Below are 21,613 nucleotides of genomic sequence, written 5' to 3'. Positions count from 1 at the left end.
AGTTTTTGGCGATTTTAGCTGACCTATCCCGTGTTTTCACGTCGCACAGGCCATTATGGAGGTAGAGATGAAGAACAGATGGTATATATTAGGCGCCGGTTCCATAGGTAATTTATGGGGCTGTAATTTCAGTTATATGGGTTACCCTGTCACATTAGTACTGCGTAATCAGGATAAACTTGAAAAGTTCCATGCAGCAGAGCAGCGCTTAAAGCTATCTGAGCAGCTATATTTTGTCGATGCAGAACTCTCCGACTCACCAGAAACTATAAATCAACTACTCGTAACGACTAAATCAACAGATACCAAAGCCGCAATAAACAGTATCAAGCACCGCATTGCTGAAGATGCAAAGATCATCGTTTTACAAAATGGCATGGGCAGTCAGGATTGGATTTCAGATAACTTCCCCTCCGCTAAAGTAGCCTGGGCATCGACGACTGATGGTGCCTGGTTAAGCGATGACTTCACAGTTAATCACGCAGGCAAAGGCATCACTCGCATTGGCTCCCCTACAAACATTTACCCCTGGATAGAACAGCTGGGCTGCGGTTTCCTGACAGTTGAACTGGATGATGACATTCATGCAACGCTGTGGCGCAAGCTCGCTATCAACTGCAGCATTAACCCTTTAACAGCCCTTTTCAATTGTCAAAACGGTGAGTTGATTAATAACCCGGACTACTTAACCGAGATGGCTTCTATCTGCCGTGAGGTCGAATCTGTGGCCACTGCAGTGGGAATTGAACTGTTTGATGGTCCTCTCATCGAAAACGCCTGCCAGGTAGCTGAGCTAACGGCAAAAAACTATTCATCGATGCTGCAGGACATTCGCCAAAACAGGCAGACAGAAATCGAAAATATTACCGGTTATTTATGCCGTTTAGCAGAGGCGAAGGGGGTATCGGTACCGACCAACCAAAAGTACCTGAAGAAGATTCGAGAGCTGGAGGATAATAGCGGATAAATTTGAAAAGAAAATGCTTTTTTATCTTTATCTGACAGGCACTTGACCTATATCAGACATTCCAAATACAAGAGGCGCATAATCGGAACTACTGATTAACTAACCTTAAGAGGAATGCCTATGAACCAGGAGTTACAGACACCAGAAATTGATGCTCAGGTACCTGAAATTGAAACTCAGGAAGAAACCTGCCCCACTGTGCTACTGGATCAGGAGGTTACTGATCAGTTCGAAGCAAGTGATTACCCCTACGACACTAAAATATCTCGAAAAGAATACGAAAAAACCAAGAAAGAGCTGCAAATTGAACTATTAAAAATGCAGAACTGGGTTCGTGAAACCGGCCAGCGTGTGGTTATTCTCTTTGAAGGCCGGGACGCCGCAGGCAAGGGTGGCACCATTAAACGCATTATGGAGCACCTTAACCCTCGTGGAGCTCGTGTAGTCGCGCTAGAAAAGCCGACAGAGCAGGAAAAAGGCCAATGGTACTTCCAGCGCTACATTAATCATCTGCCTACCGCTGGCGAGATCGTGCTGTTCGACCGTTCATGGTACAACCGTGCAGGTGTAGAAAAGGTCATGAACTTCTGCTCGCCGGCTGAATACCTTGAATTTATGCGACAGACCCCAGATTTGGAACGGATGCTTACCCGAAGTGGCATTAAAGTATTCAAATTCTGGTTCTCAGTCAGCCGTGATGAGCAGTTCCGACGCTTCCAGGCTCGCCGCGTAGATCCATTGAAACAATGGAAGCTTTCCCCAATCGATTTGGCCTCTTTAGATAAGTGGGATTCATACACTGAAGCCAAAGAATCTATGTTTTTCTATACAGATACAGCTGACGCACCTTGGACAGTTATCAAGTCCGACGATAAGAAGCGTGCCCGACTAAATACGATGCGTCACTTGCTGAACCGCATGCCTTACCCCAATAAGAACGAAGAGATCGATCTTCACCCCGATCCACTGATCGTAAGTAATGCACAAGGGCAGATAGATCGTCACCCTGTTCACAAGTAATGGCTCTGAGGAATTTTAACAATGACAATGAAACAGAATGTACATGCACAAAACGTAGTTTCTTCTTTCAAAGCAAAACTACCTGATGCTTTAGTCAATGATATTGGTGACACTCATTTAGATGAGCTGGCCCTGCTTATTGAGTCCGCGATCAGTACTGCCGTGCTTGAAGAGATGGAAAAAGCCGCTGATAAGATCGATAAGCTGGCTCATGATATTCGTCATTTCGCCGAACACTTCGACAACTAAGCTCACCACCCGGGGAAGCTTTAGCTTCCCCATTTCTATTTCACATCCTCTTGAAGTCTGTTACTGCTTCCCATATATAGTTTGTTATCTAGTTTAGGATACAAATCATGGCTAACAGGCTTACACGTATTTATACCCGCGGCGGAGATCAGGGCAAAACTTCACTGGCCACTGGCGCAAGAGTTCCCAAAAATCATATCCGAATAGAGACGATCGGAACGGTTGATGAGTTAAATAGTCTGATCGGAGTGACCCTTGCAAACACGGATGAAAAAAGCACTGTTTCGGAAACGCTGCTGAATGTCCAGCACCATCTATTTGATCTGGGTGGGGAACTTGCAATGGACGATGCCAGCTATACAGTTATTGACCAAAGCACGGTAAAATACCTTGAGGAGCAACTGGACCAATGGAATGAATTGCTCCCACCACTGAAGGAATTCATTCTTCCAGGTGGCGGACCGGCAGCAAGTTACTGCCATTTAGCACGTAGCGTCTGTCGGCGCGCGGAAAGAATTATGACAAGCTTATGTCAGGAAGAAGACCAATTCGTAAATCCTGAATCGGTAGCTTACCTGAATAGATTATCTGATCTGCTGTTTGTGGCCAGCAGATATATAGTGTTGCAACAAGGCGGCGAAGAGGTTCTTTGGAAACCCAAAGGCAAACGTTAAAACAACTCCCCCTTGGAGAGATTAATGAAAAAAATTATTTTTGGCTTCTTGCTACTTTGTTCGCCTCTGGTGATGGCAGACTGCTCTACCGATCAAACGGTGTGTGAAACTAAGTGTGCAGTCGTACACTTTTCTGATGAAGCAGCAGAGCTCGGCTGTAAATCTAAATGTGTCGCAAAAAGGGCTGTATGCTCTACTGAGTCAGGTGCGAAAACTGTGGTTGAAACTGGAGGCGATGTGATCGATTCCGGTGTAGAGGTTAGTAAAGAAGCCTGGAAAGACACTAAGTCGTTCGTTAAAGGCTTAACTGAATAATCACTAGCGCTTACTGTCAGCGTACATGAGCGCTAAGCGGGTTTGTGTCGCGAAGTGGTTGAAAGCATTAAAATCATCTTCCGACACGGCCCCACTCTCATTAAGCTTATCCGCATAAAGCATCCCGATCACACGATTGCCCATCGTTAATGGGATCAGCACAAACCCATGACAATCAACCTTGCCGACAAAGTCCGGCGGCAATCGTTTACGCCATCCTTCTTCATCCAGATCATTAACTAGCAGTGTTACCTGTTTACTCAGCACTTTGAAAAAAAGATCATCCGCTTTGCCATTTTTACTCCGCTCAAAATACGCCTGTAATGGCTCAATCTGATCACCCTCGATCATCTTCACCGAAAGGTGTGTATTTTTTTTGCCTAGCAAGCAGAGCATGCTCCGATCAAAATTACTGCACTTTCTAATCGCCTCAATGACGAGTTTAAACACCTCGTGGATCTTCCCTTCAGAAGCGATAAGTTCAGTCAGCCGATTCAGATAATCAAGCTGCTCCTCACTACGTTTCAGTTCTTCTTGTTCGGCCCGCTGAACTGTTTCGATTGCTTCTTCAGCTGCAATATTTTCCGCTTCACTGTGAGCAAGGAAAGACAGCTGCCTTACCATATCGTCTTTTGCAATATTTCCCGTCTCGGTGAACTCGGGAATCAGAGAACTGGTCTTCAAACCATAGACCCGGCTGACCTTAGCCACCTGCCGGAAACATTGCAGGGTAACTTCACCGACATCATCAAATGGAATACCACCTACCAGTGAGACTGCGTCAACCAATTGATCGTAAGGTTGTTCATCGGCGTGGTCCTGACCATAGACCTGCTGAACCAAACCATTAGCCAGCGAAGGAAGCGAATTGAGTAGATCGCTTTTTTCGTCCAGTTGCTGCAACTGCACCTGAGACATACTATTTGTTACTTGCTTCGGGTAACCCCATCCCGCAGCCATCTCCCGGCCTAACTCACTAAAACTTATACCCAATACTTCAGCCTGGAGCGTTGGCCACTTCTTATCACTGGTCGATTTAAGCCTTAGTAGTTTTCTATACTGATCAGGCATTGTGCAGGCAACCATAACTTCACCTAACCCAAACAGTAACGCTCCAATATAAGCTTCTTCCGGGTCCGCAGCTTTATCTGCCCTGATGGCCAACTCTTTTGCAATATTAGCGCTAAGAAACTGACGCATCATCAACCCAGGAACATCAAGATCAGGGTGTTCATCATGGAAGCTTTCTATGAGCTTTAGGGTAAGGCAGATATTCTTAATCTGATTAAACCCAAGTAATACCACAGCCCGGGAAACCACATTAATATTGCCTTGCCCTCGTTTATAAACCGGAGAATTGGCTAATTTAAGCAGCCTGGCGGTCAGCCCTGTATCTTTCATGATTGCCATGGCGAGTGCCATCGCATCACTCTCTTCCGATGCACTGATCTGCTGAATACGATTGACTGTAGCACTAAAGACAGGAAGGTCTCCTAGTCGATCGAGGCTACGGTGGATATTCTTGAGCGTTTCAGTGTATTTCATCTGGAGCCTTTAAATTCAAGCAGGCGAAGTTTGAGGGTGTTTGATATTACTACTAATCAATTGTGGCCAACATTGCTCCCCGTCATAATCAAACCTTAGTTGAGTAAAGTGAGAATAGTCCACTTTTATCTGAGACCATCTCTCAACATCCACCCCAAGTATTTCAGCAGTCAACATACGGATAACGCCTCCATGGGTGATAACAAGCGGATTAACAGCAGGGTGATCCAGCAGTTCCTTCAGACCTTTATTCACGCGTAATCTGAATTCTTCGATGGTTTCCCCGCCTGGTGGAGGCGCGTTTTGCGGATCAGCCCAAAACCGATCCGCTTGCTTTTTATCGGATGCATAGACCTCTTCGAACGACCTGCCATCCCAACTGCCAAAATTGAATTCCTTTAATTCCGGCAATACCAGTAACTCTTTACCCGTGCGATCGGCAAGCCATTGCGCAGTTTCAAAGCAACGCATTAAAGGTGAACTGACTATCAAATCCCAATGATTCTGAACTGAAACTGCGCCAGCAGCGGCTAATCGACCATCCACAGACAGCGGGCAATCGGTGTGTCCCAGATAAACTCCAGTTAAACCAGGAGCCCCATGTCTAAAAAGATCGATTAGTTTACTTCTCAAATTCATTCACCACTATTACTGACGCCCGCATCAGAGAAAGTAGCCATGGATGAGTGCAGCTCGCATGCAGCTCTGAGTATACTCACCGCCATAGCAGCCCCGCTTCCTTCTCCCAAACGCATACCCATCATCAGAATTGGCTCAACATCTAATTCTTGCAATACCTTACTGTGGAAAGGTTCAGCAGAACAATGACCAAAAAGTAACCACTTTCGAACCTCTGGATTAACTTTACAGGCCAATAAGGCTGATGCAGAGCTAATAAAACCATCGACGAGTACGGGTAAACCTTTTTCTGCTGCCCGGATATAAGCCCCACACATGGCAACAATTTCAAAGCCACCTAAGCAACGAAGCAATTCAAAGGGATCGTTAATCCCCTGATGAAGAGTTAACGCTTGAGCGACTATACTCGCCTTATGTTCAAGCCGCGAACCCGATACGCCGGTGCCTGGTCCAGTGACGTCTTCAGCATTTAATTCCAGCAGTGAGGCAAGTAGAGCGGTTGCGGAGGTTGTGTTCGCTATTCCCATCTCGCCCGCGATAAATAATTTACTCTTCAGAGCGATAGCCCTATCCACTGCCTGCTTGCCTGCTTGAAGCCCCTGAAGTAGCTGTTCTTCAGTCATCGCGGCTGTTTGAGAAATATCTCCTGACTGCTCGGCAATGATCTGATTAATGATACCCGGGTGCATTGTAGGCTTCACCGTACCCAGATTAATAACTTCGAAGTTGGCACCCATCTGCTTAGCTAGAACGGCTACAGCAGCTCCACCCTGTGCAAAATTAAGTACCATCTGCGCAGTAACGTCCTGGGGGAAAGCAGATACTCCCTGACATGCGACCCCATGATCAGCAGCAAAAATAGAGATATGTACATTGTCACAGCGGGGAAATACTGTTCCCTGCATAGCAGCCAGATCAACAACTAAACTCTCTAGCATTCCTAATGAGCCGGGTGGTTTTGTTAACTGGGCTTGATGAAGCTCAGCCGCCTGCTTCGCTTCTTGATCCAACTGCTTAACTGTCAGGCTACGCCATTGTTCCAAATTCAATTTTGATTACCCTTAACTTCTAACGGAATACCTGCGACGCACAAGGTCACTCTTTCAACACATGCTGCGAGAGCCTGGTGTAAACGGCCGGTATTGTCCTGAAATTTGCGGCTGAGTTCCCCCATAGGCACGATACCCCAACCCACCTCATTAGAAACAAGATACAGCTCTCCTGCATAGTGCGTGACAGCCTCTTCTAAATCAGTCATCCCCTTGAGCATCTCATCTTCACTAATTAACAACAAGTTAGTCAGCCACAGCGTCAGGCAATCAACGATGACTACTTTGTTTTGGTCACTCAGATCACGAAGCCGATCGGCCAATAGCAACGGCTCTTCAATAACTTGCCAATTAGAAGGTCTTCCCTGCCTGTGAAGCTCGACCCGCTCGGCCATCTCTTTATCTTTGACCTGAGCGGTAGCAATGTAGACAACTTCTAATCCTGACTGCTTTGCTCTTTCTTCAGCAAGACGGCTTTTTCCCGAACGAGCTCCACCTAATATCAACTGACGCAATTGTCTTCTCCAACCCATCTATTGATTACCGTCAAGAATAGCGGTTTCAAAAGATGTATTTTTAATACATAATATAAGCCTATCTATAGTATACACTTGCCCCTGTATGGAGGCCCTAATGATTCAGCTTCAGGAACATCGTTTACCAAGGCGATTCTCACTATTCAATCTGGGATTCCGTCCTTTTTTTCTTGGCGGAGCACTGGTCTCAGCTGTATTGATGACTGTATGGATTCTGATGTACAGCAACGGCCTGCAACCGAACTACTATAGCTACGGCATCTATTGGCATGCCCACGAAATGATCTACGGATTTGCTCTGGCAATCATTGCGGGCTTCCTTCTCACGGCAGTCAGAAACTGGACCAACGTACAAACGCTCTATAGCTGGCCGCTTGCAGCACTATTTCTTCTATGGCTTTTCGCTCGTGTTAGCCCTCTGATACCCAACCTTCCTGCCAGCTTGATGGCGACGATCGATTTAGCATTTGCACCGCTTTTAGCGATCTCTATCGCCTGGCCAATCATTTGCTCAGGTAACTATAGAAATCTGGTGTTCGTCCCTCTGCTCACCGGCTTCTTCATTGGTAACTTATTAATTCATTTACAGTTACTAGGGGTGCTTGAAGCAACTGCTGATCTGGGCATCCGACTCGGCTTATTTATCGTTGTTGTGGTTATCACAATAATTGGCGGGCGCGTTATACCTTTCTTCTCCGAACGAGGTGTACCCGGTGGTGTCAGCTGCAGGAAATTCGCACTGATTGAGAAAAGCATTATTCCACTGAGTTTAGTCTGGCTTATTCTCAACTTCGTCGAGCTTAATACATTACTGGCGATCGTTAGTTTCGCGCTGGCGGCCGCTAATGGATTAAGAACGGCGGGATGGTTTAGCCTTAAAATTTTCTCGACTCCACTGGTGTGGATTCTGCAGCTTGGCTACAGTTTTATCCCATTAGGCTATCTCTTATTCGGCTTGAGTACGCTGGAAATTGTCTCGCAATCAATTGCTTATCATGCCTTTGCAGCTGGGGGTATCGGTGCGTTGACACTGGGTATGATGGCCCGCGTTTCTTTAGGACATACAGGAAGGCCCCTTGCGATTGGCCCCGTGGTTATCTGCGCCTTTGTTCTTATGCTGCTCGCTGCGATCTTGAGGATATGTATAGGTTTTCTGCCCATACCTTATCTGGCAACTCTGCACCTTTCTGGCAGTTTATGGGTATTTGCCTGGTTACTTTTTTTACTTCACTACACATCCATTCTGATTAAGCCAAGACTGGATGGCCTCTATGGATAAAAAAGGGGGCGAAAGCCCCCCTTACTATCTACAGATTATTTATTCAGATCGACAACAACACGACCTTTAACCTGCCCATTGGTGATTCTCTCCGCATAATCAGCCAGTTCATCTAAACCAATTAACTGTGCAATTTCACCCACAGCATCGTCTGGCAGCTGCTTCGCTAAACGCTGCCATGCTTCCTGGCGACGCTCTACAGGGCACATAACTGAATCAACACCTTGCAAACGCACATTACGCAAAATAAACGGCATTACGGTTGTAGGAAGTTTGAAGCTGGCCGCCAGACCACATGCAGCAACAACGCCGTTGTAATCAGTTTCAGCCAGGATTCGACCTAGAATATTGTCGCCAACGGTATCAACCGCCCCTGCCCAACGCTGCTTTTCAAGTGGACGTGCTGGCTCTGCCATCTCTTCTCGAGTGACTATTTCAGAAGCGCCCAGGCTTTTAAGATAATCAGCAGTCTCAGGGCGCCCCGTTATCGCAGTAACCTGATAGCCCAAACCCGATAGCAAAGATACAGCTACACTGCCAACACCGCCTGCGGCTCCACTAACAATAATCGGGCCTTTATCAGGAGTGACACCGCCTTCTTCAAGCGCCATTACACACAGCATCGCTGTAAGGCCAGCTGTGCCAATTTGCATTGTCCGTACCGGATCCATATTTTCTGGCAGAGGCACAAGCCAGTCCGCTTTCAAACGGGCATACTGAGAGTATCCACCCCAGTAGTTTTCACCAACGCCCCAGCCGGTTAATACAACCTTGTCGCCAGACTTATATCGTGAATCAGCACTTTCCTCGACGGTCCCTACTAAGTCAATGCCCGGTACCATTGGGAAATTTCTAATGATCTTGCCCTTACCGGTAATCGCCAAACCATCTTTATAGTTCAGTGATGAGTAGTCTACTTTTACCAGCACATCTTCTTGAGGCAGATCGGTCAGTTCAAGTTGAGAAACAGCGGATACTGTTTTTCCTTCTTCCTGATTAAGCACCAATGCGTTAAACATATATAATCTCCGAGGGGCGACAATAAGTTAATTTGTCTTACAAATATAAAATACTATAATTAACAGTGCAAACTGTTATTTTCATAACAAGGTTTAGGTAGAATAGAACAGTTGTAAAAACAGGCATGATCATCAGGAGTTTTTTTGTGAGCCTTGAACTAGCACCCGTCAATAAATCCAGCCTATCAAAGCAAGTGGCTGATCAGCTACAGGAAGCTATTCTTGAAGGTTTCCTTAAAGCAGATGACCGACTGCCTACCGAAGATGAGCTGGCTAAGCGCTTTCAGGTTTCACGCCCAACCATCCGCGAAGCCTTAAAAAGATTGGCCGCTAAAAACCTGATACGTTCACGAAGAGGCCCAACCGGCGGCACTTTTGTTAATCATCTGGGCGCAGATGAGCTCAGCGACCAACTGGCAACAGCGGCCACACTGTTCGTCAGCATGAACGACATCTCTGTAGATGAAATTAGCTCTACCCGCCTACAACTTGAAAGTCTATGCTGCAATTTAGCTTGCGACCATCGCTCCGAAGATGACCTAAACAAGTTGAGAGAAGAGCTTAAAATTCAACTGGATGAGAGCACTAGCGCGGAAGAGTTCTGCGCTTCAGATGTGAGATTTCACCGAGCAATTGCCGATGCCAGTAACAATAAAATGCTGAGTTTCGTGATGTACACCCTCATTGAAGCACTACAGCCTGTTGCTAACATGATTACTTATCGTTTTAGACAGCGTGACATTATCACAGAACAACACAGACAATTACTTAATGCCATCGAAAGGCAGGACTCTATATCTGCCAGAGAAACACTGTGTGAACAGGTCGACTATCTTAATCAGTTACAAAAGGAAGCACAGGCTAATCATCAACGGCGCTGACACGACCAATCGATAATTCCCTTGCGCTAAAGCAATCTTCACAATCAACTAAGCATAGGCAGCAGACTATAGATGTTTTATGCTACCCACCTGTATTTCATTCTCTCTGGTACAAAAGTTAAGGAGTCACTGTGGAGAATATTTGGCTAGTAAGTATTGCCGCCCTGGTTGTTGGCACAATCATCGGTTTTTTAATGGGCCGCTCTACTGGAAGTAACAACAAACAAGCAGAATTGGCCGAGCAGCTTGAGAATGCTCAGCAAGATCTCGAAAGCTATCGAGCAGAAGTTGCCGAGCACTTTGAGAAAACAGCATCCCTGGTGAACAACCTGACCAATAGCTATAAAGATGTGCATGAACACCTTGCTTCTGGCGCTCAAGGGCTATGTCAGCCTGGCACAATCGATTTAGCACTGGAACCTGCTATGACTCCAAATAAACTGGAGAAATCAGAAGACGCAGAAGCTACAACTGAAACAGGGTCAGAAACAGATACAGCTGCTGAGCCCCCTCGTGACTATGCTCCAAAAGCACCCGAAGAAGAAGGGACGCTTTCTGAAACCTTTGGCCTTAAAGAAGAGAAGGACCAAAGCGAAGAGGAAGCACCGACTGAACAACCTATTTCAGATGCTCCTCTTCAAGCCGAGGAAGAGAAAGTTAAACCGGCTTAAACCGGGTTATCTATTTCGATGTACTGGTGCTTCAGTTCAAACTGAAGCGCCAGCTCTTTACCCAACGCCTGAACACCATATCTCTCGGTCGCATGATGACCTGCAGAAAAGTAGTGGATACCATTCTCCCGGGCACTATGCACCGTCTGCTCAGAAATTTCCCCAGAAACAAAAGCATCAACACCCAGTGCTATCGCTTTATCTATATATCCCTGAGCCCCTCCTGTACACCAAGCGATTGTTTTGATTTGGTGATCTCCACCAGAAATCAATACAGGCTCTCGCTCTAGCTGAATCGCTATATGCTTGGCAAAAGCCTCAGCTGGTACCGCTTCTTTTAGTTCTCCAATATTACCTATGCTGCGAGGATTCTCAGGCTCTAATCCGCCAGTCGTGTTAATTCCTAACACCTCAGCTAATTGGGCGTTATTACCTAAGTCAGGGTGCGCGTCCAAAGGTAAGTGGTAAGCAATTAAACTGATATCATTATCGAGTAACGCCTTGATACGTTTTTTCTTAGTGCGGGTAATGCAGCTATCCTCTCCTTTCCAGAAATAGCCATGATGGACCAGTACAGCATCCGCTTTTAGCTCTATAGCTTTATCAATCAGCGCCTGAGAGGCTGTAACACCGGAAACGATCAGTGACACCTCCTCACAACCTTCCACCTGCAAACCGTTTGGGCAATAATCTTTAAACAGCTCAGGAGTTAACCTTTGGTTGAGATAGGCCATGAGTTCAGAAAGTTTTACAGACATTATTTTACAATCCATTCACAAAGGGAGATTACATCGTATAATTCTATGCTTGATTCAGGGCTTTCGACTATAGAGTGATGCGTAAATTTAATTTTCTTTTTTGGCCTGTACTTTCCGGGATACTCGTCGCGGTACTATTACTTCAGTTATTTCCAGACCTACTTAACGGGGATAACGGAACCATTGAATTTCACGAAATCACCCGAGACACTCGGGTTAGCCCTGCGCAAGGCCCTGTTTCTTATGCTCAGGCTGTTGAATCAGCAGCTCCAGCAGTAGTGAACATTTACACTCGTACAGTCGTACGACAAAACGTACACCCACTTTTTAATGACCCGTTCTTTAGAAACTTCTTTGATTCTGAAAGCATCCCTCAACGTGAGCGCATTCAATCAAGCCTCGGTTCAGGCGTTATTCTCAGTCCACAAGGCTATATAGTCACCAATAATCACGTGATCTCGGGCGCAGACAGTATCATTGTGGCACTTAAAGATGGGCGTGAGGCCGTTGCTGAAGTTATGGGTACTGACCCTGAAACAGATCTTGCTGTACTTAAAGTCACATTGAATGACCTTCCGAGCATCACACTAGCTAAATCTGATACACACCGGGTAGGTGATGTGGTCCTTGCGATCGGCAATCCCTTTGGTGTTGGCCAAACGGTCACGATGGGGATTATAAGCGCGACAGGTCGAAACAGCGTTGGCCTTAACACCTACGAAGACTTCATCCAAACTGATGCGGCGATTAATCCTGGCAACTCAGGCGGCGCACTGATCGACGCATACGGCAACCTTATCGGCATCAATACTGCAATTTTTTCAAAGTCTGGTGGCTCACAAGGTATCGGCTTTGCTATCCCCTCTAATCTCACCAAACAAGTCATGCTCGATCTGATTCAACATGGCCGTGTTATCAGGGGCTGGCTCGGAATCGAGATACAGGAACTGACACCTGATCTTGCTGAATCATTTGGCCTGAATCGGATGCAAGGGCTCATCATCGCTGGCGTTTTTCGTAATGGGCCCGCTCACCTTGCGGGGCTTCAGCCAGGTGACATTATGTTATCGATAAACGATCAGGCAATCACCGATGGACGAAAATCGATGACAGACATTGCTCGTCTTCGCCCAGGAGCAAAGGTCGAAGTGAATGTATTGCGCGATGGCAAAGAGATTAGCGTGATTGGCGAAGTCGGCGAACGTCCCAAAAGTCGTCAGTAATGCTTATTAAAAAGCCCGCTTAAGCGGGCTTTTTAAATTAATCTTTAATTCGATATTCAGCCGACCGGGCATGAGCCGTCAAGCTCTCCCCTCGTGCTAATACCGATGCAACTTTGCCCATCTCAGACGCTCCCTCATCAGAGAACATAATCAGTGACGAGCGTTTCTGGAAGTCATAAACACCTAGTGGCGAAGAGAAACGCGCCGTACCTGAGGTCGGCAATACGTGATTAGGTCCTGCACAGTAATCACCCAGCGCTTCAGCAGTGAAACGTCCCATAAAAATTGCACCTGCATGGCGAATTTTCGGTAGCAACGCTTCTGGATCCTCCACAGAAAGCTCCAAATGCTCAGGCGCGATACGGTTAGAGACCTCAATAGCTTCCTCCATATCGGTCACTTTTATCAACGCGGCACGCAGACGTAATGATGTTTCGATAATCTCTTTACGCTCCATGGTTGGTAGCAATTTTTCAATGCTAGCTTCAACCTTGTCGATAAATTCAGCATCCGGGGTTACCAGAATCGGCTGAGCATCTTCATCATGCTCTGCCTGCGAGAACAGGTCCATAGCAACCCAATCAGGGTCTGTCAGACCATCGCATACAACCAGAATTTCAGATGGGCCAGCAATCATATCTATACCCACTGCACCAAACACTGCACGTTTGGCGGTAGCCACAAAGATATTTCCTGGGCCAACAATTTTATCCACTTGCGGAACAGTCTCTGTTCCATATGCCAAGGCAGCAACAGCTTGAGCCCCACCCACACAAAAGACACGGTCAACACCTGACAAACATGCCGCAGCAAGAACAAGCTCATTCACTTCACCACCCGGAGTGGGCACGACCATAATGATCTCTTCAACCCCTGCAACTTTTGCAGGCATTGCATTCATTATTACCGATGAAGGATAGGCAGCTTTACCGCCCGGTACATATAAGCCAACCCGATCCATTGGGGTAACTTTCTGCCCAAGCATCGTGCCATCAGCTTCGGTATATTGCCAGGATTCACCCTTTTGACGCTCATGGTAACTACGAACGCGCTCAGCAGCTGTCTCCAGCGCATTACGTTGATCTTGCGGCAGATTGTCTAATGCTTGCTGCAATCTCTCCTGGCTCATCTCAAGATCAGCCATAGATTGCGCCTGAGTGTTGTCAAAGCGATTAGTGAATTCAACTACCGCAGAATCACCTTCATTGCGAACTCGGGTCAGGATTTCATTAACAATGTTATTAACTTTTTCATCAGACACCGCTTCCCAGGCAAGGAGTTTATCCATCTGCGCCTTAAAATCGGCCAGCTGAGAGTCTAATCGTTTAATATTTAAACCACTCACGCTTCTGCCTCCGCTTCACGACGCGCCACTGCAGCAGCCAGTTTGTCCAGAATTGGCTGAATCTGACGATACTTCATCTTCATAGAAGGCTGACCAACAACAAGGCGGGAGCTGATATCTGCGATTTCTTCCATTGGCTCCAGGCCATTTGCACGAAGCGTGTTACCTGTATCGACAATATCGACGATTCGATCAGCCAACCCCATCAGCGGAGCTAACTCCATCGCGCCATATAGTTTGATGATATCAACCTGGCAGCCCTGCTTTGCAAAGTAGTCACGAGTAACATTGACAAATTTACTGGCTACTTTCATCCGGCCTTCAACAGGTTTTGCGTCCTTAGGGCCCGCAACCATCAGCTTACATTTGGAAATTTCTAGATCAAGCGGCTCATACAAACCTGCTGCGCCATGCTCGAGTAACACATCTTTACCAGCGATTCCCATATCAGCACCACCATACTCTACATAGGTAGGCACATCTGTAGCCCTGATCACTACCAGCTTAATGTTGTCATGGTTCGTATCGAAGATCAGTTTACGGCTGCTATGAATATCCTCAGCCGGAACAATATCCGCTTCCGCCAGCAGAGGCAGAGTTTCTTTGAGGATTCGTCCTTTGGACAGTGCAATCGTAAGTTGCTGCTTCATAGCCTTTTATACCTGTAACTTAACCTGGAACACGCTTAATGCGCGCACCTAATAACTGTAGTTTTTCTTCAATACATTCATAACCACGATCGATGTGATAGATACGATCAATAACCGTATCACCATCAGCAACCAGAGCCGCTATAACCAAGCTCGCAGATGCGCGTAGATCGGTGGCCATTACCGGCGCAGCCTGAAGGCGATCAACCCCCTCTACAACAGCGGTATTTCCATCAATATTAATTTTTGCACCCATGCGGATCATCTCCTGCATGTGCATGAAACGATTCTCGAAAATCGTTTCTTTCAAAATGCTGACACCATCAGAAACAGCATTCATCGCTGAGAACTGAGCCTGCATATCTGTTGGGAAAGCCGGGTATGGAGCCGTTGTAATGTTAACGGCTTTTGGTCGCTGGCCCTTCATGTCCAACTCGATCCAATCGTCACCCGTAGTAATGTGCGCTCCCGCCTCTTCTAGCTTCTGCAAAACCGCGTCAAGAATTAGAGGAGAGGTGTTTTTAATCTTAACTTTACCGCGAGTCGCGGCAACCGCTGCCAGATAGGTTCCGGTTTCAATCCGGTCAGCGACCACTGGGAAACGGCAACCATGTAGTTTCTCAACACCATTGACAACAATCGTGTCAGTTCCGTGCCCAGAAATATCTGCACCCATCGCAATCAAGCATTCAGCCAGATCAACCACTTCTGGCTCGCGTGCAGCATTTTCAATGATGGTCTGACCTTCAGCCAGCGTTGCGGCCATCAGAATATTTTCAGTACCTGTAACTGTTACAGTATCGAAGAAAACGCGCGCACCTTTAAGGCGACCGTCTGTTTTGGCACGAATGTAACCACCCTCAACCGTCACATCTGCACCCATTGCTCGTAGGCCCTGAATATGCAGATCGACCGGACGCGAACCGATGGCACAGCCACCTGGAAGAGAAACTTCAGCTTCACCAAAGTGCGCCACCATCGGACCAAGCACCAAAATGGAAGCACGCATGGTTTTAACCAATTCGTAAGGGGCTACTAGCTTCGTAATTGTTCGCGCATCGATCTCAACATTAAGCTTCTCATCGATAACCAGCTCAACGCCCATACGGCGGAGCAGTTCAAGCATGGTGGTAATATCATGCAGATGAGGTAAGTTACACACTGTAACTGGCTCTGATGCCAATAGTGTTGCAGCAAGAATTGGCAACGCAGAGTTCTTAGCTCCGGAAATACGAACTTCACCGTTAAGCTGTTCGCCGCCTGTGATAATTAATTTATCCATGATCTATCCAGCCAGGGTGAAATTAGTTTTGTAACGCTGCCCACTGTTCAGGCGTATAGGTTTTGATTGTTAGCGCATGAATAGTGCCATTTGCAATGTACTCATTCAGGCAAGCATATACCAACTGCTGGCATTTAACCGGGCGTAGCCCCTGAAACATCTCGCCTACAACCGTCACCTGGAAATCACACCCTTCCCCTGCGGTTGTTACGGTACAGTTTTCCAGTTTAGATTCCAGAATCTGCTTTACCTGTTCAGCCTGCATCCAACGCTCCTGATCGCATCTACACTAAAAAAATAAGGCGGAAATAATACCGGATCATGACAAAAAAGGCGATGCCAAGCATCGCCTTATTCATCGTAAGCATGTATTTAGTTGATCTTATCGTCCAATCCCACCAAACGGATGATCCCCTGCATATCTTTTGGCATATTTAGTGCCTTTAACTGGGTCCCATTCCTCTGAGAGAAACGTAAGCAGCACAACCAAAAAGAAACAGCTGAACTATCAACCGCATCGACAGAACTAAAATCTACGACGACCTCTCCCGAAAGCGACCCAAGAAAACCTTCCACCTGCTTGCGAAGATTTACAATATTGGGAAATTTCAAATCCCCCTGCAACGAGATGGATTGACCATCAAGAGAAGCCATTGCCATTATGCGCTACCCTTTCCCGGATCCACCTGCTCTTTCCAGCTTTCAATTACCTTATCAACATCTTTACGGTTACGCTGCATCATGTCTGCAAACTGGTTTTTAAAGCTAAGGCGGATATTAACACTACCATCAAGAATCGCATTGACAAGCTTCCACCCCTGATCATTTTTCTTCATGTAATAGACCAAAGAGAACTTATCCCCATTGGCAGAAAAAACATGAACGGTGACAATTTGCTTCTTCTGATCAGGGCTCTTTTTACGAGGTGGAATCATCTCGTAATTTTCGATTTTGAAACCCACTAAAGCTTTGGCATAAGTTTTCAGAAGTGTAGTTTTAAAAACGTCCGCAAACTGTTCACGCTGGTCTTTTGAGGCCTTGCGGTAGTATTTACCCATTACACCTTTAGCAATGTAGGGAAAATCAACAACAGGAGAGAGCAAAAGATCAATTTCAGCAATAAGCTTCTCTTCCTGTTCTTCTTTAACCAGCTCATCATTTTCCAATAACGACAAAATATCTTTAGTTGCCGTTTCGATAACTGAGCCAGCCTCTTCCCAAGATGCTGTTGCTGAGCCAGCACCAAGCATTAAAAGCGCGGCGAAGGCAAAAGCACTGATTCGGTTCAGCATTGAATTCACCATAATTATTCACTTGCCTCATTAAACAGGAATTTCCCGATCAACTCTTCTAGAACCAAAGCCGACTGAGTATCTTCAATAAAATCCCCATTCTTCAAATACTCTTCTTCAGCCCCTACCGTAACGCCAATATACTGTTCACCAAGGAGACCCGCCGTTAAAATCGCAGCAGAACTATCAATTGAGAGAAAATCTACATTTCCATCAATCTCCATAGCAACCTTAGCAACCAACTCGTCGGTATCCAGATCAATCTGAGTAACTTTGCCTATGGTAACCCCAGACATTGTCACTTTTGCTCTCGGCGTTAAGCCTCCAATGTTTTCAAATCGAGCGTACACCGTGTAACTACCATTGCTGGTAGACATTGTTAAACCGCTAACGTTCAATGCCAGACCGATTAAGGCCAAAATCCCTGCCAGAATAAAGGCACCTACGCTGATCTCCAAGACCCGCATACGCATATCAAACTTCTCCAAACATTACAGCTGTAAGAATAAAATCCAGGCCTAACACCGCAAGCGATGAATAAACCACTGTTTTTGTTGTTGCCTGACTAATCCCTTCCGAGGTCGGGATGCAATCATATCCCTGAAAGACTGCTATCCAGGTCACAACAAAACCGAAGACCACGGCTTTCACCAAACCGTTCATGACGTCTTCATAGAAATTAACCGAATTCTGCATATTGGCCCAAAACGAACCATCATAGATTCCGAGCCAATCAATACTCACCAGAGCACCACCATACACCCCCACAATGGCAAATATCGCCGAGAGTATAGGTAAGCAAATAAAGCCCGCCCAAAACCGGGGAGCAATAATTCGCCGTAACGGATCAACACCGATCATTTCCAGGCTAGAAAGCTGCTCTGTTGCTTTCATTAAACCAATTTCTGCTGTCAATGCAGAACCAGCGCGCCCCGCAAACAGCAAGGCCGTGACCACAGGCGCAAGCTCTCTGACTAGGCTCAGTGCGACCATCTGCCCAACAGCTTGCTCAGAACCATAGTCAACCAGAATAGTATAGCCCTGCAATCCCAAAACCATCCCGATAAACAAACCCGAGACTACGATAATAATGAGCGACAAAACGCCCACAAAATAGATCTGCTGAACTAACAGAGGAAACATCATTAATGGCTGGGGTTTAGCCACTAACGCTTGAAACAAAATCATTGAAGAACGACCAAAGGCAGCTAACCTGTCTAACCCATGACGTCCTAATAAAGCTAATTTATCCATTAGCGCCCCTCGCCACTTAGCAGATCAGCACCATAATCAGGCGCAGGAAAATGGAACGGCACAGGACCATCCGGCAAACCATGCATAAATTGCTTCACCTGAGGAGATTCAACCGATTGCAGTTCTTCCGGGGTTCCATGCGCGATAACAGATGCATCTGCAATCAGGTATATATAGTCAGCTATACCTAAAGTTTCCTGAATATCATGAGATACAATAATACTTGTATGCCCCAGAGAATCATTAAGGTGCCTGATAAGGTTTACCAGCACACCCATAGCGATGGGGTCCTGCCCTGTGAAAGGTTCATCATACATAACGATATCAGGATCAAGCGAAATAGCCCGTGCCAGAGCAACCCTTCTAGCCATACCACCAGATAGTTCACTTGGCATCAGATCATGGGCTCCACGCAAACCGACGGCCTGCAACTTCATCAACACAATATCTCTGATCATATCGTTGGGCAGATCAGTATGCACACGAATTGGGAAAGCGACATTTTCAAAGACAGACATGTCAGTGAACAAGGCACCGCTTTGAAACAACATTCCCATACGTTCACGAACACTAAAAAGTTCGCTTCGACTCAGCGTCGGGATATTTTGATTGTCAATTAAGATGGAGCCCGAATCAGGTTTCAGTTGACCGCCAATCAGCTTAAGTAGCGTCGTCTTACCTGTGCCGGAAGGGCCCATGATGGCAGTAATTTTTCCACGCGGAATTTTAAGATCGATACTGCTATAGATCGCTCTTTCACCTCGCGAGAAGCTCAACTGCTGAATATCGATGACAACATCATCAAAATAATTCATATGATTCCATTTCGTAAAAGCAAAACAGTTAAATCCGTTTTCTGTTCAGTTCAGATTCAACTTCACCCTTTTTAGGGCACGCAACTATACCATTTCGTCATAAAAACAGGAATATTTCTCTCTACTTCCTTCGTGCTGATTTAAACGGCCCTTACATTCTGTTTTAATAGCGTTCTTCAATTTAATCTGGAATTTGTTCTTCTATGCTTTACCCGATTCTCGCTCTGATTGCCGGGCTAGTTCTACTTGTCTGGAGTGCAGATCGTTTTGTTATTGGTGCGGCTGCCACTGCCAAGAACTTTGGTATGTCACCCATGTTAATTGGCCTTACTATTGTGTCATTCGGCACATCTGCCCCGGAGATTCTTGTTTCACTTATGGCCGCCACATCAGGCGCTGGCGACCTGGCTATTGGTAACGCTCTGGGATCTAACATAGCCAATATTGCTCTGGTACTTGGTGTTACCGCTCTAATCGCACCACTGCCTGTAAAATCCGGTGTATTAAAGAAGGAACTACCTTTACTTTTGGGCGTTACGCTTCTAGCTGGCATTCTGCTCTTTGATTTACAACTGAACCAGCTAGATGGCGTGATTCTATTGATAGCACTTGGGGTTTGCCTTTATCTATTTAATCGCTTTCAAAAAAGCGCTCCTGATGATGAGTTATCTGAAGACGAAGAACTTCCTGAACTTGAGACTCGCCAGGCCCTATTTTGGCTAATTGTTGGCCTTACTATTCTGGCAGTTAGCTCCAGGATGCTCGTATGGGGCGCCACTGAGATAGCCCTATCCCTGGGAGTGAGTAAACTTGTTATAGGACTCACAATCGTAGCCATTGGAACTAGCTTGCCCGAGCTTGCGGCATCCGTAGCCAGCGCGTTGAAAAATCATCATGACATCGCCATTGGCAATGTTGTCGGATCAAATATATTTAACCTGTTAGCTGTAATGGCTATCCCTGGCCTGATCAGCCCGATAGGGGTAGATGCGGTTGTTTTGCAACGTGATTATATAGCGATGCTAGGCCTGACCTTCGCGTTAATGGCATTCGCCTTATGGCAAAAACCTCCTTCTATTAATCGCTTTGAGGGTAGCTTGTTAACAGCCGCCTATGCAGCCTATCTCTTCCTGCTATACACTATGACCGTTGGTTAACAATAAGTTGAATATAGATATGACAAACCCTGACTTTCTTGGCTCCGCTAGACGTACGATCAAGCTAGAAGCTGAGGCAGTATCCGATTTACTAGACTTCCTGGATGATTCGTTCAACCAGGCCTGTAAAATCATGCTTAACTGCTCGGGCCGCGTAATTGTTACCGGAATGGGTAAATCAGGGCATATCGGCAAAAAAATTGCCGCTACATTAGCCAGCACAGGGACACCCGCGTTTTTTGTTCACCCGGGTGAAGCAAGCCACGGTGATTTAGGCATGATAACTCCCAATGATGTGGTAATCGCCCTTTCAAACTCAGGTGAAACCGCTGAAGTTGTTACCATCATCCCTTTGCTTAAACGGATGAATACCCCTCTTATCAGCATAACTGCGAACCCTGCTTCAACATTATCTTCGGCTGGAGATGCTAATCTTCACATAGGTGTGGAGAAGGAAGCCTGCCCTCTGGACTTAGCCCCAACATCCAGCACAACCGCACAGTTGGTGCTAGGCGATGCGTTGGCAATCGCCCTACTTGAAGCTAAAGGTTTTAGCGCTGAAGATTTTGCTTTCTCACACCCAGGTGGTAGTTTAGGTCGCCGCCTGCTGTTGAAAGTCAGTGACATCATGCATGCCGATCAGGACATTCCTAAAGTACTTAGCGGAACTCCACTGAAAGATGCACTCATTGAAGTCACGCGCAAACGACTCGGAATGACAACTATTGTTGATCAAAACAATGTTCTTCAGGGAATTTTCACGGATGGCGACCTCCGCCGTGCGCTGGATCAGAACGTTGATCTACAAACCACATCAATTGATGCCGTTATGACTCCTGATGGAACTACAGTCACAGCAGAAATGCTTGCAGCTGAGTGCCTGCAAATCATGGAGCAACGCAAAATCAACGCATTAATAGTCACTGACCAGGACAACCACCCTGTTGGCGCTCTAAATATGCATGACCTTTTGAAAGCCGGAGTGATCTGACA

The 21,613-nt window shown here is 46.3% G+C and carries 26 protein-coding genes; 11 read left to right on the top strand and 15 right to left on the bottom strand.

The window, feature by feature from the left end:
• Positions 1–67: 67 nt before the first annotated feature.
• The 5 genes from MED92_RS14730 to MED92_RS14710 all read left to right on the top strand — a co-directional run bounded on the left by MED92_RS14730 (position 68) and on the right by MED92_RS14710 (position 3,225).
• The gene (locus tag MED92_RS14730) at positions 68–967 is read left to right on the top strand and encodes a 2-dehydropantoate 2-reductase (protein ID WP_007022366.1); all 900 of its coding nucleotides are present in this window, start codon (positions 68–70) and stop codon (positions 965–967) included.
• A 120-nt stretch (positions 968–1,087) separates the two neighbouring features.
• Positions 1,088–1,987, top strand: a complete 900-nt coding sequence (gene ppk2, locus MED92_RS14725; RefSeq protein ID WP_007022365.1) for a polyphosphate kinase 2 — start codon at positions 1,088–1,090, stop codon at positions 1,985–1,987.
• A gap of 21 nt (positions 1,988–2,008) precedes the next feature.
• Positions 2,009–2,236, top strand: coding sequence for a hypothetical protein (locus MED92_RS14720; protein WP_007022364.1), 228 nt, complete (start codon positions 2,009–2,011; stop codon positions 2,234–2,236).
• A gap of 107 nt (positions 2,237–2,343) precedes the next feature.
• Positions 2,344–2,910: a cob(I)yrinic acid a,c-diamide adenosyltransferase gene (locus tag MED92_RS14715; RefSeq protein WP_007022363.1), complete on the top strand. Its 567-nt coding sequence runs from the start codon at positions 2,344–2,346 to the stop codon at positions 2,908–2,910.
• A gap of 24 nt (positions 2,911–2,934) precedes the next feature.
• Positions 2,935–3,225 (top strand): hypothetical protein, encoded by a 291-nt coding sequence (locus tag MED92_RS14710; RefSeq protein WP_007022362.1) that lies wholly within the window; start codon positions 2,935–2,937, stop codon positions 3,223–3,225.
• Positions 3,226–3,228: 3 nt separating this feature from the next.
• Here the strand turns inward: MED92_RS14710 and MED92_RS14705 are convergent, their stop codons facing one another.
• The 4 genes from MED92_RS14705 to cobU are packed head-to-tail and all read right to left on the bottom strand — an operon-like array spanning position 3,229 to position 6,973.
• Positions 3,229–4,770 (bottom strand): HDOD domain-containing protein, encoded by a 1,542-nt coding sequence (locus MED92_RS14705; RefSeq protein WP_007022361.1) that lies wholly within the window; start codon positions 4,768–4,770, stop codon positions 3,229–3,231.
• Between the two features lie 15 nt (positions 4,771–4,785).
• A complete protein-coding gene (locus tag MED92_RS14700; protein WP_162010870.1) occupies positions 4,786–5,403 on the bottom strand; it encodes a histidine phosphatase family protein in 618 nt (205 codons plus the stop codon).
• A 2-nt stretch (positions 5,404–5,405) separates the two neighbouring features.
• The gene (cobT, locus tag MED92_RS14695; protein WP_007022359.1) at positions 5,406–6,458 is read right to left on the bottom strand and encodes a nicotinate-nucleotide--dimethylbenzimidazole phosphoribosyltransferase; all 1,053 of its coding nucleotides are present in this window, start codon (positions 6,456–6,458) and stop codon (positions 5,406–5,408) included.
• The gene (cobU, locus tag MED92_RS14690; protein WP_040663097.1) at positions 6,455–6,973 is read right to left on the bottom strand and encodes a bifunctional adenosylcobinamide kinase/adenosylcobinamide-phosphate guanylyltransferase; all 519 of its coding nucleotides are present in this window, start codon (positions 6,971–6,973) and stop codon (positions 6,455–6,457) included. The genes cobT and cobU overlap by 4 nt, the downstream gene beginning before the upstream one ends.
• Before the next feature lie 118 nt (positions 6,974–7,091).
• Here cobU and MED92_RS14685 point away from each other — a divergent pair, with 118 nt between their 5' ends.
• Entirely contained in the window at positions 7,092–8,273 is a 1,182-nt protein-coding gene (locus MED92_RS14685; protein ID WP_007022357.1) for an NnrS family protein, read from the top strand.
• Between the two features lie 35 nt (positions 8,274–8,308).
• On the opposite strand, the gene acuI is transcribed toward MED92_RS14685, so the two are convergent.
• On the bottom strand, positions 8,309–9,292 hold the full coding sequence (gene acuI / locus MED92_RS14680; RefSeq protein ID WP_007022356.1) for an acrylyl-CoA reductase (NADPH): 984 nt from the start codon (positions 9,290–9,292) through the stop codon (positions 8,309–8,311).
• 146 nt (positions 9,293–9,438) lie between these two features.
• On the opposite strand from acuI, the gene MED92_RS14675 reads away from it, so the two are divergent.
• Together MED92_RS14675 and MED92_RS14670 are read left to right on the top strand one after the other, a co-directional pair.
• Entirely contained in the window at positions 9,439–10,173 is a 735-nt protein-coding gene (locus MED92_RS14675) for a FadR/GntR family transcriptional regulator (protein ID WP_007022355.1), read from the top strand.
• A gap of 131 nt (positions 10,174–10,304) precedes the next feature.
• Positions 10,305–10,844 (top strand): Z-ring associated ZapG family protein, encoded by a 540-nt coding sequence (locus tag MED92_RS14670; protein WP_007022354.1) that lies wholly within the window; start codon positions 10,305–10,307, stop codon positions 10,842–10,844.
• Here the strand turns inward: MED92_RS14670 and MED92_RS14665 are convergent.
• On the bottom strand, positions 10,841–11,602 hold the full coding sequence (locus tag MED92_RS14665; protein ID WP_007022353.1) for a Nif3-like dinuclear metal center hexameric protein: 762 nt from the start codon (positions 11,600–11,602) through the stop codon (positions 10,841–10,843). The two genes, MED92_RS14670 and MED92_RS14665, sit on opposite strands and share 4 nt — an antisense overlap.
• Positions 11,603–11,679: 77 nt before the next feature.
• Between MED92_RS14665 and MED92_RS14660 the strand changes: the two genes are divergently transcribed.
• Positions 11,680–12,825 (top strand): Do family serine endopeptidase, encoded by a 1,146-nt coding sequence (locus MED92_RS14660; protein ID WP_007022352.1) that lies wholly within the window; start codon positions 11,680–11,682, stop codon positions 12,823–12,825.
• Positions 12,826–12,862: 37 nt separating this feature from the next.
• Here MED92_RS14660 and hisD read toward each other — a convergent pair whose 3' ends face one another.
• From hisD to MED92_RS14615, 9 genes are all read right to left on the bottom strand, one after another.
• Positions 12,863–14,113 (bottom strand): histidinol dehydrogenase, encoded by a 1,251-nt coding sequence (gene hisD / locus MED92_RS14655; RefSeq protein ID WP_050764239.1) that lies wholly within the window; start codon positions 14,111–14,113, stop codon positions 12,863–12,865.
• A gap of 53 nt (positions 14,114–14,166) precedes the next feature.
• The gene (hisG, locus tag MED92_RS14650; RefSeq protein ID WP_007022350.1) at positions 14,167–14,820 is read right to left on the bottom strand and encodes an ATP phosphoribosyltransferase; all 654 of its coding nucleotides are present in this window, start codon (positions 14,818–14,820) and stop codon (positions 14,167–14,169) included.
• Positions 14,821–14,839: 19 nt separating this feature from the next.
• A complete protein-coding gene (gene murA, locus MED92_RS14645) occupies positions 14,840–16,102 on the bottom strand; it encodes a UDP-N-acetylglucosamine 1-carboxyvinyltransferase (protein ID WP_007022349.1) in 1,263 nt (420 codons plus the stop codon).
• Positions 16,103–16,124: 22 nt separating this feature from the next.
• Positions 16,125–16,367 (bottom strand): BolA family protein, encoded by a 243-nt coding sequence (locus MED92_RS14640; protein ID WP_007022348.1) that lies wholly within the window; start codon positions 16,365–16,367, stop codon positions 16,125–16,127.
• 107 nt (positions 16,368–16,474) lie between these two features.
• Positions 16,475–16,762 (bottom strand): STAS domain-containing protein, encoded by a 288-nt coding sequence (locus tag MED92_RS14635; protein ID WP_007022347.1) that lies wholly within the window; start codon positions 16,760–16,762, stop codon positions 16,475–16,477.
• Entirely contained in the window at positions 16,762–17,394 is a 633-nt protein-coding gene (locus MED92_RS14630) for an MlaC/ttg2D family ABC transporter substrate-binding protein (protein WP_238321522.1), read from the bottom strand. Before MED92_RS14630 ends, MED92_RS14635 begins: the two co-directional genes overlap by 1 nt.
• Before the next feature lie 14 nt (positions 17,395–17,408).
• Positions 17,409–17,867, bottom strand: a complete 459-nt coding sequence (gene mlaD / locus MED92_RS14625) for an outer membrane lipid asymmetry maintenance protein MlaD (protein ID WP_007022345.1) — start codon at positions 17,865–17,867, stop codon at positions 17,409–17,411.
• Position 17,868: 1 nt separating this feature from the next.
• The gene (mlaE, locus tag MED92_RS14620) at positions 17,869–18,648 is read right to left on the bottom strand and encodes a lipid asymmetry maintenance ABC transporter permease subunit MlaE (RefSeq protein WP_007022344.1); all 780 of its coding nucleotides are present in this window, start codon (positions 18,646–18,648) and stop codon (positions 17,869–17,871) included.
• Positions 18,648–19,463, bottom strand: a complete 816-nt coding sequence (locus MED92_RS14615) for an ATP-binding cassette domain-containing protein (RefSeq protein ID WP_007022343.1) — start codon at positions 19,461–19,463, stop codon at positions 18,648–18,650. The genes mlaE and MED92_RS14615 overlap by 1 nt, the downstream gene beginning before the upstream one ends.
• Before the next feature lie 203 nt (positions 19,464–19,666).
• On the opposite strand from MED92_RS14615, the gene MED92_RS14610 reads away from it, so the two are divergent.
• Entirely contained in the window at positions 19,667–20,620 is a 954-nt protein-coding gene (locus MED92_RS14610; protein ID WP_007022342.1) for a calcium/sodium antiporter, read from the top strand.
• 19 nt (positions 20,621–20,639) lie between these two features.
• Positions 20,640–21,611: a KpsF/GutQ family sugar-phosphate isomerase gene (locus MED92_RS14605; RefSeq protein WP_007022341.1), complete on the top strand. Its 972-nt coding sequence runs from the start codon at positions 20,640–20,642 to the stop codon at positions 21,609–21,611.
• Positions 21,612–21,613 lie beyond the last annotated feature (2 nt).

The sequence above is a fragment of the Neptuniibacter caesariensis genome (assembly GCF_000153345.1).
GTDB lineage: Bacteria > Pseudomonadota > Gammaproteobacteria > Pseudomonadales > Balneatricaceae > Neptuniibacter > Neptuniibacter caesariensis.
This window is presented reverse-complemented; position numbering and strand designations above follow the sequence as displayed.

Bases quoted from the DNA above. Each gene is read 5' to 3' on its own strand.
- MED92_RS14730 (WP_007022366.1), top strand. From the start codon at position 68: ATGAAGAACAGATGGTATATATTAGGCGCCGGTTCCATAGGTAATTTA.
- ppk2 (WP_007022365.1), top strand. From the start codon at position 1,088: ATGAACCAGGAGTTACAGACACCAGAAATTGATGCTCAGGTACCTGAA.
- MED92_RS14720 (WP_007022364.1), top strand. From the start codon at position 2,009: ATGACAATGAAACAGAATGTACATGCACAAAACGTAGTTTCTTCTTTC.
- MED92_RS14715 (WP_007022363.1), top strand. From the start codon at position 2,344: ATGGCTAACAGGCTTACACGTATTTATACCCGCGGCGGAGATCAGGGC.
- MED92_RS14710 (WP_007022362.1), top strand. From the start codon at position 2,935: ATGAAAAAAATTATTTTTGGCTTCTTGCTACTTTGTTCGCCTCTGGTG.
- MED92_RS14705 (WP_007022361.1), bottom strand. From the start codon at position 4,770: ATGAAATACACTGAAACGCTCAAGAATATCCACCGTAGCCTCGATCGA.
- MED92_RS14685 (WP_007022357.1), top strand. From the start codon at position 7,092: ATGATTCAGCTTCAGGAACATCGTTTACCAAGGCGATTCTCACTATTC.
- acuI (WP_007022356.1), bottom strand. From the start codon at position 9,292: ATGTTTAACGCATTGGTGCTTAATCAGGAAGAAGGAAAAACAGTATCC.
- MED92_RS14665 (WP_007022353.1), bottom strand. From the start codon at position 11,602: ATGTCTGTAAAACTTTCTGAACTCATGGCCTATCTCAACCAAAGGTTA.
- MED92_RS14660 (WP_007022352.1), top strand. From the start codon at position 11,680: ATGCGTAAATTTAATTTTCTTTTTTGGCCTGTACTTTCCGGGATACTC.
- hisD (WP_050764239.1), bottom strand. From the start codon at position 14,113: ATGGATAAACTCCTTGCCTGGGAAGCGGTGTCTGATGAAAAAGTTAAT.
- hisG (WP_007022350.1), bottom strand. From the start codon at position 14,820: ATGAAGCAGCAACTTACGATTGCACTGTCCAAAGGACGAATCCTCAAA.
- murA (WP_007022349.1), bottom strand. From the start codon at position 16,102: ATGGATAAATTAATTATCACAGGCGGCGAACAGCTTAACGGTGAAGTT.
- MED92_RS14640 (WP_007022348.1), bottom strand. From the start codon at position 16,367: ATGCAGGCTGAACAGGTAAAGCAGATTCTGGAATCTAAACTGGAAAAC.
- MED92_RS14635 (WP_007022347.1), bottom strand. From the start codon at position 16,762: ATGGCAATGGCTTCTCTTGATGGTCAATCCATCTCGTTGCAGGGGGAT.
- MED92_RS14630 (WP_238321522.1), bottom strand. From the start codon at position 17,394: ATGCTGAACCGAATCAGTGCTTTTGCCTTCGCCGCGCTTTTAATGCTT.
- mlaD (WP_007022345.1), bottom strand. From the start codon at position 17,867: ATGCGTATGCGGGTCTTGGAGATCAGCGTAGGTGCCTTTATTCTGGCA.
- mlaE (WP_007022344.1), bottom strand. From the start codon at position 18,648: ATGGATAAATTAGCTTTATTAGGACGTCATGGGTTAGACAGGTTAGCT.
- MED92_RS14615 (WP_007022343.1), bottom strand. From the start codon at position 19,463: ATGAATTATTTTGATGATGTTGTCATCGATATTCAGCAGTTGAGCTTC.
- MED92_RS14610 (WP_007022342.1), top strand. From the start codon at position 19,667: ATGCTTTACCCGATTCTCGCTCTGATTGCCGGGCTAGTTCTACTTGTC.
- MED92_RS14605 (WP_007022341.1), top strand. From the start codon at position 20,640: ATGACAAACCCTGACTTTCTTGGCTCCGCTAGACGTACGATCAAGCTA.